Here is a 12,845-nt window from a genome sequence, read left to right as displayed (position 1 = left end):
TGGGCCCGCCCTATTTCAGCTTGATCTCGCGCAGGCGCTCTTCCAGGTAACCCTGTGCCGTGATCGGCTCCGGGTAGCGTGTCGGGTTCTCCGGCGTGATCGTGGACGGCAGCACGTCGATCAGGAAATCCGGATTCGGGTGCAGGAAGAACGGCACCGAATAACGCGGCTGGCGCGCCTGTTCGCCCGGCGGATTGGTCACGCGGTGCGTGGTCGACGGATATACATGGTTGGTCAGGCGCTGCAGCATGTCGCCGATGTTGACCACGATGGTGTCGGCGTCCGACGTGAACGGCACCCACTCGCCCTGCTTCGACCGCACTTCCAGGCCGGCCGCGCTGGCGCCGACGAGCAGCGTGATCAGGTTGATGTCTTCATGGGCACCGGCGCGCACGTTCGGGATGTCGTCGGCGGTGATCGGCGGGTAATGGATCGGACGCAGGATCGAGTTGCCTGAATCGGTCTTGTCGGTGAAGTAGGTTTCCGGCAGGCCGATGTGCAGCGCCAGCGCCGACAGCACGCGCGAACCCAACTGGTCCAGCGCCTCATACAGGCCATAGCCATGCTCGCGGAAGCCGGGGACTTCGTCGGGCCACAGGTTCGGCGGCATCACGTCGCGGTACTTGGAGTCGTCCGGGATCTCGCGACCGATGTGCCAGAACTCCTTCAGGTCGAAATGCTTGGAGTCTTTCGCGGTTTCCACGCCGAACGCCGTATAGCCACGGGCGCCGCCGCTGCCTGGTAGGTGATAGCGCGTCTTGGCGTCGTCGGGCAGTGCGAAGAAGCGCTTGAACACGTCGTAGGCCGCATCGATCCGCGCCTGCGGGATGCCGTGGTTGCGGATGCCGGCGAAACCCCATTCGCGATACGCGGCGCCGAGTTCGGCGACGAAGGCCTCGCGGTCGGTATCGAAACGGGTGATGTCCAGCGTGGGGATTCGGGCACTCATGCAATCTGCTCTAACAAGGGAAAGGCGCGGGAGGCCGTAGGACCGTCACCGCGCCGGAAGTTCAGTGGTCCGGCTTACGCCGCGGCAGCGGCGCGCACGGCCTCGGCCAGGGTTTCCAGCGTGTTCTTCACCAGCGCGTCGTCGTCCGCCTCGACGGTGACGCGCACCACCGGCTCGGTGCCGGACGGCCGCAGGAACGCACGCCCGCGCCCGGACACCGCCGCCTGCGCCTGCGCCAGTGCGGCCTGCACGCTGGCCGCCTCGGCCGGACGCGCGCCGTTGGCCAGCTTCACGTTGATGGTCTTCTGCGGCAGCATCGTCAGGCCTTCCAGCGCACCACGCAGCGTCACCTTGCCGCGCTTCAACGCCTCCAGCACCTGCAGCGCCGCGATGATGGCATCGCCGGTCGTCGTGCGGTCCAGGCACAGCAGGTGGCCGGAGGCTTCGCCACCGAGCACGGCGTTACCCTCGACGAGCGCCTGGTGCACGTAGCGGTCGCCGACCTTGGTGCGGACGAACGGAATCTCGAGCTGGCCGAGCGCGCGTTCCAGGCCGTAGTTGGTCATCAGCGTGCCGACCACGGGGCCGCGCAGGCGTCCGATGGTCTGCCAGTCGCGCGCCAGCAGGTAGATCAGCTGGTCGCCGTCCACCGGCGTGCCCTGCCCGTCCGCCATCAGCACCCGGTCGCCGTCGCCGTCGAAGGCGATGCCCAGGTGGGCGCCGGTCTCCCGCACTTTCGCGGCCAGGTTGTCGATGTGCATGGAGCCCACGCCATCGTTGATGTTGATGCCGTTCGGCTCCGCGCCGATGGTGACCACGTCCGCGCCCAGTTCGCGGAACAGCAGCGGCGCGATGTGGTACGTCGCGCCATGTGCGCAATCCAGCACCAGTTTCATGCCCTTGAGGTCGAAGCGGCGCGGCACGCTGGCCTTGCAGAATTCCATGTAGCGGCCGACCGCGTCGCGCGTGCGGATCGCCTTGCCGAGCTTTTCGGATTCCGCGGTGAAGAACGGCGCGTCCAGCGCGGCTTCGATCGCCAGTTCGGTGGCGTCGTCGAGCTTCTCGCCCTCGGCCGAGAAGAACTTGATGCCATTGTCGTAGTGCGGATTGTGCGAGGCGCTGATGACGATGCCGGCATCGGCACCCAGCGTACGGGTCAGGAAGGCGACCGCCGGCGTCGGCATCGGACCCATCAGCTGCACATCGGCGCCCGCGGCAACCAGACCGGCTTCCAGCGCGGCTTCGAACATGTAGCCGGAAATACGCGTGTCCTTGCCGATCACCACCACCGGACGGGTGTCACCGGCCTTCTCGCACAGCACGCGACCCAGGGCATTGCCCAGCCGCAGGACGAAATCCGCCGAGATCGGGCTGGTGCCGACGCGGCCCCGGATGCCATCGGTACCGAAATACTTGCGGCTCATGCGGTCACCAGTTCGCTGTCCTCGGGCTTGGGCTGTCGCATCATCAACGCCAGCAGGTCCGCCAGGCGGTCACGCAACTCGCGACGGTCGCAGATCTGGTCGATCGCGCCATGTGCCACCAAGAACTCGGAGCGCTGGAAACCCTCCGGCAGCGTCTCGCGCACGGTCTGCTCGATCACGCGCGGGCCGGCGAAGCCGATCAGCGCTTCCGGCTCGGCCAGGTTGATGTCGCCCAGCATCGCGAAGCTGGCCGACACGCCGCCGGTCGTGGGGTGCGTCATCACCGAGATGTACGGCAGGCCGGCTTCGCGCAGGCGACCCAGCGCGGCCGACGTCTTCGCCATCTGCATCAGCGAGAACAGACTTTCCTGCATGCGCGCGCCGCCGCTGGCGGAAAAACACACGAACGGCGAACCGATCTCCAGCGCCTTCTCCGCGCCCAGCGAGAAGCGTTCGCCGACCACAGAACCCATCGAGCCGCCCATGTAGGCGAAATCGAAGGAACTGGCGACCAGGTCGCGGCCCTTCAGCGTGCCCTGCAGCGTGATCAGCGCGTCGCGCTCGCCGGTGCTCTTCTGCGCGGCCTTGATGCGGTCGGCGTACTTCTTCTGGTCCTTGAACTTCAGCACGTCGGTCGGGCCGAGCGTGGCGCCGATTTCACGCGTGCTGCCCGGGTCGAACAGGGCCGCCAGACGCGCGCGGGCACGGATCGGCATGTGGAAGCTGCACTTCGGGCAGACCTCCAGGTTCTCTTCCAGCTCCGGCCGGTACAGCACCGCGCCGCAGCGATCGCACTTTTCCCACAGTCCTTCCGGAACGCTGCGTTTGCTCTTGCCCGCGTTGCCTTCGGTGCGGATGCCCGACGGCATCAGTTTGCTGAGCCAGCTCATGCGTGGTCTTGCTGCCTGCCCCTGGCGGGGCCTCATGGATTAGCGCGGCAGTTTAGCTCAGTCGTCCATGCACAGCCGTACGGTGGCTCAGCCGTCCAGCGCCGCCCTCAGCGGGGCCAGGAACGCGGCTGCCCGCACCGGGGCATCGCTGCCGGCCTCCGCCAATGCGGCCACCAGCGCACTACCGACCACGACGCCATCGGCATCGGTCGCCATCGCGCGGGCGCTGTCGGCGTCCTTGATGCCGAAACCGGCCACCACCGGCACGCGTGACCCGGTCCGCAGCAGCTTCAGACGTTCGCCCGCCGCTGCTGTGTCCAGTCGCTCCGAGGCACCGGTGACGCCGGCGAAGCTGACGTAGTAGAGATAGCCCTGCGCGGTGTCGCACAGCATCCGCAGGCGCTCGGGCGAGGTCGTCGGCGACGCCAGCGCGATCAGGGCCAGCCCTTCCCGGTCGAACACCGCGCGCGTCTCTTCGGCCTCTTCCGGCGGCAAGTCGACCAACAGCACGCCGTCGACACCGGCGGCGACCGCCTCGCGCGCGAAACGCTCGGCGCCGTGGATCTCGACCGGGTTCAGATAGCCCATCAGCACGATCGGCGTACCGTCGTCCTGCTGGCGAAATACCTCGACCGCCTCCAGCACGTAGCGCAGGCCGGCCCCGCGCGCCAGCGCGCGCTCGGAGCTGCGCTGGATGACCGGACCGTCCGCCATCGGGTCGGAGAACGGCACACCCAGTTCGATGACATCGGCGCCGGCCGCGACCAGCGCATGCATCACCGGCACGGTCGATTCCAGCGACGGATCGCCGGCGGTGATGAACGGCACCAGCGCCTTGCGGCCCGTGGCTTTCAGTTCGGCGAATTTCGATTCGAAGCGGTTCACAGGCTGATCCCCTCGCGCGCGGCGATCGTGTGCACATCCTTGTCGCCGCGGCCGGACAGGTTGCACAGCACCAGCTGGTCCTTGGGCAGCTCGCGCGCCAGCTTGATCGCCTGGGCGACCGCATGGCTGGATTCCAGCGCCGGCAGGATGCCTTCGGTGCGGGTCAGGCGATGGAAGGCGGCGAGTGCTTCGTCATCCGTAATGCCGACGTACTCGGCTCGGCCGCTGTCCTTCAGGAAAGCATGTTCCGGCCCGACACCCGGGTAATCCAGGCCGGCGGAGATCGAATGCGTTTCGATGATCTGCCCGTCGTCGTCGCAGATCACGTAGGTGCGGTTGCCGTGCAGCACGCCCACGCGACCAGCCGACAGAGACGAGGCGTGACGGCCGGTCTCGATGCCGTCGCCCGCGGCTTCGGCACCGACGATGCGCACACCGGGATCGTTGAGGAAGGCGTGGAACAGGCCAATGGCATTGCTGCCGCCACCGACGCAGGCAGTGATCGCGTCCGGCAGGCGGCCGTAGTCGGCCAGCATCTGCGCCCTCGCCTCGCGACCGACGATGGCGTTGAAGTCGCGCACCATGCGCGGATACGGGTCCGGACCGGCGACGGTGCCGATGATGTAGAACGTGTCGTGCACGTTGGTCACCCAGTCGCGCATCGCTTCGTTCAGCGCATCCTTCAGCGTGGCCGATCCGCTGGTCACCGGCACCACCGTCGCGCCGAGCAGCTTCATGCGGTAGACGTTGATCTTCTGCCGCTCGATGTCGGTGGCACCCATGTAGACCACGCATTCCAGGCCGAGTCGCGTCGCGACGGTGGCACTGGCGACGCCGTGCTGGCCGGCGCCGGTCTCGGCGATGATCCGCTTCTTGCCCATCCGGCTGGCCAGCAGCGCCTGCCCGATGGTGTTGTTGATCTTGTGCGCGCCGGTGTGGTTCAGGTCTTCGCGCTTGAACAGGATCTGCGCGCCGCCGACGTCGCGGCTCAGGCGCTCGGCGTGGTAGATCGGACTGGGCCGGCCGACGTAATGCTTCAGATCCTTGTCGAACGCGGCGATGAAGGCCGGATCGACCCGCGCCGCGTCGTAGGCGGTCGACAGTTCCTGCAGCGGCCCGATCAGGGTCTCGGCGACGAAGCGACCGCCGTGCCGGCCGAAATGGCCGCGGGCGTCAGGATAGGCGTGATAGTCGGCGGGTGCGGCCATGGCGGGTCGGATAGGAACGGATGAGCCGTCACTCTAGCGCACAGGTTCCACCCGTGAAATCGATGAAATATCACCGATCCGTGACTTAAACTCACGCCATGTCCCGCCCCCTGCCCCCGCTCAATGCCCTGCGCGCCTTCGAGGCCGCTGCCCGCCTCGGCAGCGTCAGCCGCGCCGCTGGCGAACTGCATGTCACCCACGGCGCGGTCAGCCGGCATATCCGCACGCTGGAAGCCGCGCTAGGCCGGCCGCTGTTCGTCCGCGACGGGCGCGGCCTGGCGCTGACCGCCGACGGCCAGCGCCTGCGCGACCTGGCGGGCGATGCCTTTTCGACGCTACAGACCGGCTGGGCGGCGCTGCAGCGCGACCGGCGTCCCGCCGCTTTCGTGCTGGGCTGCCCGGGCAGCCTGTTGGCGCGCTGGGTGATCCCGCGGCTGGAACGGTTGGCAATCGACCTGCCCACATTGACGGTGCATCTGTCGGCACAGGAAGGCGGCTTCGACGATGCACTGACCGGACTCGATGCCGCGCTGTTGGTCGGCGAAGCGCCCTGGCCGTCGGGTTGGGACGTTTATCCGCTGGGTCCGGAGCGGATCGGCCCCGTGGTCAGCCCCCGCCACGCCGGTTTCGCGAAGCTGGAGCATGCGCCGCCCGGTGTGCTTGCAGGCGAAGCCGTGCTGCATACCGCCTCCCGACCGCAGGCCTGGCCGCGCTGGTTCGAGGCCCAGGGCGTGGACACCGACCAGCTTCGCCTCGGCGCCGGCTTCGATCACCTGACCTACCTGCTGGAGGCCGCCGTCGCCGGCCTGGGCGTGGCCATCGCGCCACACGAACTGGTGCAGGCCGACCTGGACAGCGGCCGCCTGGTCGCGCCCTGGGGTTTCGTGGACACCGGCGGGGCATGGGCGCTGTGCGCCCGGCGCGGCAATCCCGATCCCCGCACGCCGGCGCTGGCCGCGTGGCTACGCGCAGCGCTGGCCTGATTCAGCCGCGGGCGTCGGCCTGGCGTACCGCGTCGACGAAACGACGCATCTTGTCGCCATCCTTCGCGCCCGGCGCTGTTTCGATGCCGCTGGACACATCCACGCCGGTCGGCCGCGCGGTGCGCACCGCCAGCGCCACGTTCTCCGGCGTCAGCCCGCCGGCCAGCAGGAAGGGCTTGTCGGTCGCACGCGGCATCTGCCGCCAGTCGAACCGCTGGCCGCTGCCGCCTTGTTCGCCCGCCGCATGGCCATCGAACAGGAAGCCACTGGCGCTCGGATAGTCCGCGAGACTGGTGAACGCGCTGTCCTGCTGGCCGCCCATCGCGATCGCCTTCCAGAACGGCCGGCCGAACGAGCCGGCGACCGCATCGTCCTCGGCACCATGGAACTGCAGCAGGTCGGGCTGCAGCGATTCGACGATGTGCTCGATATCGCCGCGCGTGTTGTCCATCACCAGGGCGACGACCGCGATCTCCTCGGGCACCAGCGCGCGCAGCATGCGTGCCTGCCCCAGCAGAAGCCGGCGTGGACTGTGCGGCGCGAACACCAACCCCACGTAATCCACGCCCAGCTCCACTGCCAGGCGGACGTCCTCGGCGCGGGTCAGGCCGCAGAACTTGATGCGCGTATGCATGGCCGCAGGGTAACCCGCCCGCTCAGCCTGCGGAGGCCGGCAGCGTCACTTCCGTCGGCAGACCCCATTCGGCCGGATACAGGGGGCTGACGAACACGAGGCCGTCGGACGGTGCCGTGGGGCCAGCCACGGTGCGATCGCGCCCGGCCAGCAGTTCGGCGATCCATGCCTCCGGCCGTTCGCCCCTGCCCACCAGCAGCAAGGAGCCGACGATGTTGCGGACCATGTGGTGCAGGAACGCATTGGCCTGCACCTCGACCACGACGCGCTCGCCCTGCCGCGCCACCGAGATCGCATGCAGGTGGCGGACCGCATGCGGCGCCTGGCAGTGGACGGTGCGGAAGGCGTTGAAATCGTGCTCGCCGAACAGGTGTTGTGCGGCGCGGTGCATGCGGTCCGCATCCAGCGGCAGCCGCTCCCAGCTGAGGTAGTGCCGCTGCAACGCCGGGCGAACGCTCCGGTTCACCAACGTGTAGCGGTAACGGCGCGCACGCGCGGAAAAGCGCGCATTGAAATCCTCTGCCACGGGCTGGCACCAGCGCACGCAGACGGCGGGTGGCAGACGCGCCGTCGTGCCGAGCAGCCAGTTGCGCGGCGAGCGCATGGTCTCGCTGTCGAAATGCACCACCTGGCACTCCGCATGCACGCCGGCATCCGTGCGCCCCGCGCAGATCGTGTCGATGCGCGCGTCGGCGACCGACGACAGCGCGCCCTCCAGCGCCGCCTGCACGGTGGTGGTGTCCCGCGTACCGGACTTGGTCAGTCGTTGCCAGCCCTGGAATTCGCTGCCGTCGTACTCGACGCCCAGCGCGTAGCGCGTCACTGCATCGCTCCGCGCCTGTCAGCCGATATCGCGCAACAGTTGCAGCGCTTCTTCACGTGCGACTGGGTCGTTGCCGGCCGCGACCTCGTTCAACAGGTCGCGGGCGGTCGCCACGTCGCCGAGATCGAGGTAGGCCACCGCCAGTTCCAGACGATCGCGACCGGCGGGGGCCGGCGGCGATGCGACCTGAGCCGCCGGAGCGGCGCTGCCGCCCGCGTGCCAGGTGGGTCCCGGTGCAGGCGAGGCCTTCTGCGCGGGCCTGGGTGCTGCGACCGGCGGCACGACGACGGCAGGTTCCAGTACGGGACTCGGCGTGCGCACCGGTTCGGGTTCCGGCATCGCCGCGGCGAGCTCCGCGGCACGACTGTCCACCGGCGCCTTGTCGAATACCGGATTGCGCGGCACCGGGGCCGGTGACACACGTTGGCGGCGCTGGGCGAAACCCCAGGCCAGCGCGCCCACGAACAGCAGGCCGAAGCCCGCCCACGCCCACACCGGCACCCCACCGTCGCTGCCATTGCTCTGCGCCAGCCGCTGCTGCGCGGCAGCGAGGTCGCTGTCCTTCATGGCCAGCAGCTTCTCCTGCTGCGCCTTCAGCTTCTCCAGGTCCGCGACCTGCGAGCGCAGTTCCTGCACTTCGGCTTCGCGCGCGGCCAGGTCTTCCTTCGACTGCTGCAACTGTTCGTTCGCCAACATCTCGCCCTCACCGCCGGCGCTGACGCCGGACTGCGTTCCAGAACCCGACGTGCTCGTGGCCGCGGGTGCGATTTCCAGCCGTGCATCCGCCACTGCCGGTGCGCGCGACGGCGCGGCTGGCGTGGGGGTGGCCGCCGGCTCGACCACGGCCGCCGGCTGCGGGATCGGCGCACGTGCGCTGCGCCACTCGGCGATCTGGCTGCGCACCAGCGCGGCGGCTTCGCTTTCGAGGATGGTCTGCGCTTCGGCCGCGTCCGGCACGCGCAACACCGCGCCCTGCTTCAGCAGGTTGAGGTTGCCGTTGATGAAGGCCTCGGGATTGGCGCGCAGCAGCGCGACCATCGCCTGGTCCAGCGTGTAGCCCTGTTCGCGGGCCAGCGGCGCGGCGATCTGCGACAGCGACTGGCCGCGTCGCACGGGTGCCAGCGTGCCATCGGGTGCAACGGGAGGCGTCGGTGCTGCCGCCACCGCAGGTGCCGGTGCAGGCGCGGGTCGTGCAGGCGCTTCCGGTGCAGGTTGCGGTGTCGGTTCAGGCGGCGTAGTGACCACCGGCTCGACCGGCCGGCTGATGGTGTCGGTCGGCGCGGCCGTCGGTGCATCAATCACCGGCTGCCCGGCGGCCGCCAGCGTGCCTGGCGCGCTGACCAGCGCCGAGTACTCGCGCACCAGCCGGCCCTGCCCCCAATCCACCTCGATCAGGAAGTTCACCGCCGGCACGTCGACCGGCGTGCGGCTGGTGACGCGCACGACCGGGCGGCCGGCATCGTCCAGGGCGACGGCGAAATCCAGCTCGTTGACCAGTCCCTGCGGGCGCGGCAGGCCGACGCGTTCGAACGTCATCGGCGACGCGAGGCGCGCGCGCAGCTGCTCCAGCTCACCAGGCTCGCTGGAGATGACTGGAATCTCGGCCAGCAACGGCTGGCCGGGTTGCGATTTGACCCTGATCTCCCCCAGGCCGAGCGCCAGGGCGACGTTGCTCAGCAACGCCAGCCCCAGCCCGAACATGCCGGCCAGGCGGAGTCTTGCCGTCCGAGGTCTATGCGTCGGTTTCACGGCCCTTCCCCAAGTTTCCCGGGCACGACTATAGCCGCTCAGCCGTTTTTCGCCACCAGCTCGGCCACCTGCACCGCATTCAGGGCGGCGCCCTTGCGGATGTTGTCGGACACGATCCACAGGTTCAGGCCGCGCGGATGCGAGATGTCCTCGCGGATGCGGCCGACGTACACCGGATCGGTGCCGGAGGCATGCGTCACCGGCGTCGGGTAGCCACCCGGGGCACGGTCGTCCACCACCTCGATGCCCGGCGCGGCTTCCAGCAACGCGCGCGCTTCAGCCGCGGTGATCTTCTCGCGGGTCTCGATGGCGACGGCTTCGGAGTGGCCGTAGAACACCGGCACGCGCACCGCGGTCGGGTTCACCTGGATGCTGTCGTCGCCGAGGATCTTGCGCGTCTCCCACACCAGCTTCATTTCTTCCTTGGTGAAGCCGTTGTCGAGGAAGTCGTCGATGTGCGGGATCAGGTTGAAGGCGATCTGCACCGGGAAACGCTGCGGATCCGGGTCCTGGAAGTTCAGCAGCGCGCCGGTCTGGCGGCCGAGTTCCTCCAGCGCCGAACGGCCCGCGCCCGACACCGACTGGTAGGTCGCCACGTTGATGCGTTCGATACCGACCTTCCGGTGGATCGGCGCCAGTGCCACCAGCATCTGCATGGTCGAGCAGTTCGGGTTGGCGATGATGCCGCGCGGTCGGTTCTGCACCTGCTCCGGATTCACTTCGCTGACGACCAGCGGGATATCGGCGTCGTAGCGGAAGGCCGAGGAGTTGTCGATGACGACCGCACCGGCCGCCGCGAACTTCGGCGCGAATTCCTTGGAAATGCCGCCGCCGGCGGAGAACAGCGCGATGTCGATACCGCTCGGGTCGAACGTGGCGAGATCCTGCACGGTGATTTTTTCGCCCTTGAACTCGACGCTGCTGCCAGCGGAGCGCTCGGAGGCCAGCGCGACGAGTTTGCCGATCGGGAACTCGCGCTCGGCGAGGATGGACAGCATGGTTTCGCCGACGGCGCCGGTGGCGCCCACGACGGCGACATTGAAGGTACGGTTCTGGTTGCTCATGGAAGATGGTGTTCGCGAGAAAGGAATGAAGACAGCAGACAGGAGAAGGCTGTGTTCGGGGAACCTGCGGGCGTGCCTCAGGCTCCCTGTCGTTTGGCGGCGATGGTTTTGATGGTGGTCAGCGCATCGGGATTGACCGGCGTCGGCGGGTTGCCTGCATCCGGGCCTTCGTCCAGCGCGGCGATCAGGTTGTCCACCGCGAGCGACACCATGGCGCGGCGCGTGGCCAGGCTGGCGCTGGCGATGTGCGGGGTCAGCACGACGTTGCGCAGCGCCAGCAGTTCAGGGCGAACGGCAGGCTCGCCTTCATAGACGTCCAGGCCGGCGGCGGCCAGGCGACCGTTCGCCAGCGCATCGGCCAGCGCGACCTCGTCGACGATGCCGCCGCGCGCGATGTTCACCAGCGTGGCGGTCGGCTTCATTTTCGCCAGCGCCGCAGCATCGACCAGATGATGGACCTGCGGCGAGTACGGCAGCACCAGCACCACGTGATCCGCCTGCGCGAACACGTCGTCGAAGCTGGCGTAGGCCGCACCGCACTCCTGTTCGACCGCATCCGGCAAGCGGCTGCGGTTGTGGTACAGCACGCGCATGTCGAAGCCGCGCGCACGGCGCGCGATGCCCTGTCCGATCCGGCCCATGCCGACGATGCCCAGCGTGCTGCCGTGCAGGTCGGCGCCCAGCAGCGTACCGAACGACCATTGCTGCCATTGCCCCTCACGCAGCCAGCGTTCGGCTTCGGTGATCCGGCGAGCGGTCGCCATCAACAGGGCGAAGCCGAAGTCGGCGGTCGTCTCGGTCAATACGTCCGGCGTATTGGTCGCCACGATGCCGGACTGCGTCAGCGCAGCGACATCCAGGTTGTTGTAGCCCACGCCGACATTGGCGATGGCGCGCAGCGATGCGGCCTCCGCGATTTCCTGCACGCCGATGCGCTCGTTCAAGGTCACCAGCGCGCCGGCGCTGTCGCGCAGAGCATCGGCGATCGCCTGCGGCGTGTACTCGGTGACGTCGGTCGTCGACCGCACGTCGAAGTGCGCCGCCAGCCGTTCGACGATGTCGTCGAACAGCGGCTGCGACACCCAGACGCGCGGCCGCGGCTCAGCCATCGACACTGCCGGGAACCCGCGGCGGCACGTCGCCGACGTCGCCGCATTGCGCGCGATGGCGCAGCGCCTGGTCCATCAGCACCAGCGCCATCATCGCCTCGGCGATCGGCGTGGCGCGGATGCCGACGCAGGGATCGTGGCGGCCGGTGGTGATGACATCGACGGTGTTGCCGTCCACATCCACCGTCGCGCCCGGCAGGCGCAGGCTGGAGGTGGGCTTCAGCACGATGGACGCGGTGACCTGCTGGCCGGTGGAAATGCCACCGAGGATGCCGCCGGCATGGTTGGACAGGAAGCCGTCCGGCGTCATCAGGTCGCGGTGTTCGGTGCCCTTCTGGGTAACGGCGGCGAAACCGTCGCCGATCTCCACGCCCTTCACCGCATTGATGCTCATCAGCGCAGCGGCGAGATCGCCGTCGAGCTTGCCGTAGATCGGCTCGCCCCAGCCGGCGGGTACGCCGTCGGCGACGACATTGACGCGCGCACCGATGGAATCGCCTGACTTGCGCAGCGCGTCCATGTAGGTTTCCAGCGCCGGCACCTGCGCGGCATGCGGCCAGAAGAACGGGTTGTCTTCCACCGCGCTCCAGTCGAAACCGTCCGGCGTAATCGGCCCGAGCTGCGACAGGTAGCCGCGCACGGTCACGCCATACCGTTGCTGCAGCCATTTCTTGGCGATCACGCCGGCCGCCACGCGCGTCGTCGTCTCGCGCGCGGAGGAGCGTCCGCCGCCGCGCGGATCGCGGATGCCGTACTTCTGCCAGTAGGCGTAGTCGGCATGGCCAGGGCGGAATTGCCGCGCGATGTCGGCATAGTCCTTGCTGCGCTGGTCGGTGTTGCGGATCAGCAGGGCGATTGGCGTGCCGGTGGTGCGGCCTTCATACACGCCGCTGAGGATCTCGACCTCATCGGCCTCGCGGCGCGCGGACGTATGCCGCGACTTGCCGGTCGCGCGGCGCTCCAGGTCGTGGCGGAATTCCTCCGGCGCGATCTCCAGCCCGGGCGGGCAGCCGTCGACCACGCAGCCGATCGCCGGCCCGTGCGATTCGCCGAACGTGGTGACCGTGAGGAGTTTTCCGAAACTGTTGCTGCTCAAGCGCCGCTCCGCGGATGGGAACTACCGGTGC

The 12,845-nt window shown here is 68.8% G+C and carries 12 protein-coding genes; 1 reads left to right on the top strand and 11 read right to left on the bottom strand.

All coding sequences use genetic code 11. The features are described 5' to 3' along the window. Positions 1–10: 10 nt before the first annotated feature. The 5 genes from AX730_RS06180 to trpB all read right to left on the bottom strand — a co-directional run bounded on the left by AX730_RS06180 (position 11) and on the right by trpB (position 5,356). Positions 11–949: an isopenicillin N synthase family dioxygenase gene (locus tag AX730_RS06180; protein ID WP_062353510.1), complete on the bottom strand. Its 939-nt coding sequence runs from the start codon at positions 947–949 to the stop codon at positions 11–13. Positions 950–1,023: 74 nt separating this feature from the next. Next, on the bottom strand, positions 1,024–2,373 hold the full coding sequence (gene glmM, locus AX730_RS06175) for a phosphoglucosamine mutase (protein ID WP_062353507.1): 1,350 nt from the start codon (positions 2,371–2,373) through the stop codon (positions 1,024–1,026). Further along, entirely contained in the window at positions 2,370–3,263 is an 894-nt protein-coding gene (gene accD / locus AX730_RS06170) for an acetyl-CoA carboxylase, carboxyltransferase subunit beta (RefSeq protein ID WP_062353503.1), read from the bottom strand. The genes glmM and accD overlap by 4 nt, the downstream gene beginning before the upstream one ends. A gap of 87 nt (positions 3,264–3,350) precedes the next feature. Further along, positions 3,351–4,148 carry a tryptophan synthase subunit alpha gene (trpA, locus tag AX730_RS06165; RefSeq protein ID WP_062353499.1) on the bottom strand — a complete coding sequence of 266 codons (798 nt, stop codon included), beginning with the start codon at positions 4,146–4,148 and terminating at the stop codon, positions 3,351–3,353. Next, a complete protein-coding gene (trpB, locus tag AX730_RS06160; RefSeq protein ID WP_062353496.1) occupies positions 4,145–5,356 on the bottom strand; it encodes a tryptophan synthase subunit beta in 1,212 nt (403 codons plus the stop codon). Before trpB ends, trpA begins: the two co-directional genes overlap by 4 nt. A gap of 98 nt (positions 5,357–5,454) precedes the next feature. Here trpB and AX730_RS06155 point away from each other — a divergent pair, with 98 nt between their 5' ends. Then, complete coding sequence (locus tag AX730_RS06155; RefSeq protein WP_062353493.1) at positions 5,455–6,339, top strand: LysR family transcriptional regulator; 885 nt, start codon at positions 5,455–5,457, stop codon at positions 6,337–6,339. Between the two features lies 1 nt (position 6,340). On the opposite strand, the gene AX730_RS06150 is transcribed toward AX730_RS06155, so the two are convergent. From AX730_RS06150 to aroC, 6 genes are all read right to left on the bottom strand, one after another. Next, the gene (locus tag AX730_RS06150) at positions 6,341–6,973 is read right to left on the bottom strand and encodes a phosphoribosylanthranilate isomerase (RefSeq protein WP_062353491.1); all 633 of its coding nucleotides are present in this window, start codon (positions 6,971–6,973) and stop codon (positions 6,341–6,343) included. A gap of 22 nt (positions 6,974–6,995) precedes the next feature. Further along, on the bottom strand, positions 6,996–7,796 hold the full coding sequence (gene truA / locus AX730_RS06145) for a tRNA pseudouridine(38-40) synthase TruA (protein WP_062353488.1): 801 nt from the start codon (positions 7,794–7,796) through the stop codon (positions 6,996–6,998). An 18-nt stretch (positions 7,797–7,814) separates the two neighbouring features. Then, on the bottom strand, positions 7,815–9,497 hold the full coding sequence (locus AX730_RS06140) for a FimV/HubP family polar landmark protein (protein ID WP_062353485.1): 1,683 nt from the start codon (positions 9,495–9,497) through the stop codon (positions 7,815–7,817). An 86-nt stretch (positions 9,498–9,583) separates the two neighbouring features. After that, positions 9,584–10,609 carry an aspartate-semialdehyde dehydrogenase gene (locus AX730_RS06135; RefSeq protein WP_062353482.1) on the bottom strand — a complete coding sequence of 342 codons (1,026 nt, stop codon included), beginning with the start codon at positions 10,607–10,609 and terminating at the stop codon, positions 9,584–9,586. A 77-nt stretch (positions 10,610–10,686) separates the two neighbouring features. After that, complete coding sequence (locus tag AX730_RS06130) at positions 10,687–11,718, bottom strand: 2-hydroxyacid dehydrogenase (RefSeq protein ID WP_062353478.1); 1,032 nt, start codon at positions 11,716–11,718, stop codon at positions 10,687–10,689. Next, positions 11,711–12,814, bottom strand: coding sequence for a chorismate synthase (gene aroC / locus AX730_RS06125; protein ID WP_062353475.1), 1,104 nt, complete (start codon positions 12,812–12,814; stop codon positions 11,711–11,713). The genes AX730_RS06130 and aroC overlap by 8 nt, the downstream gene beginning before the upstream one ends. Positions 12,815–12,845 lie beyond the last annotated feature (31 nt).

The organism is Pseudoxanthomonas mexicana, assembly GCF_001556105.1.
GTDB classification, from domain to species: domain Bacteria; phylum Pseudomonadota; class Gammaproteobacteria; order Xanthomonadales; family Xanthomonadaceae; genus Pseudoxanthomonas_A; species Pseudoxanthomonas_A mexicana_A.
This window is presented reverse-complemented; position numbering and strand designations above follow the sequence as displayed.

Coding starts and splice junctions, on each gene's coding strand:
- AX730_RS06180 (WP_062353510.1), bottom strand. CDS start 949: ATGAGTGCCCGAATCCCCACGCTGGACATCACCCGTTTCGATACCGAC.
- AX730_RS06135 (WP_062353482.1), bottom strand. CDS start 10,609: ATGAGCAACCAGAACCGTACCTTCAATGTCGCCGTCGTGGGCGCCACC.
- glmM (WP_062353507.1), bottom strand. CDS start 2,373: ATGAGCCGCAAGTATTTCGGTACCGATGGCATCCGGGGCCGCGTCGGC.
- AX730_RS06150 (WP_062353491.1), bottom strand. CDS start 6,973: ATGCATACGCGCATCAAGTTCTGCGGCCTGACCCGCGCCGAGGACGTC.
- accD (WP_062353503.1), bottom strand. CDS start 3,263: ATGAGCTGGCTCAGCAAACTGATGCCGTCGGGCATCCGCACCGAAGGC.
- AX730_RS06155 (WP_062353493.1), top strand. CDS start 5,455: ATGTCCCGCCCCCTGCCCCCGCTCAATGCCCTGCGCGCCTTCGAGGCC.
- AX730_RS06130 (WP_062353478.1), bottom strand. CDS start 11,718: ATGGCTGAGCCGCGGCCGCGCGTCTGGGTGTCGCAGCCGCTGTTCGAC.
- AX730_RS06140 (WP_062353485.1), bottom strand. CDS start 9,497: ATGTTCGGGCTGGGGCTGGCGTTGCTGAGCAACGTCGCCCTGGCGCTC.
- trpB (WP_062353496.1), bottom strand. CDS start 5,356: ATGGCCGCACCCGCCGACTATCACGCCTATCCTGACGCCCGCGGCCAT.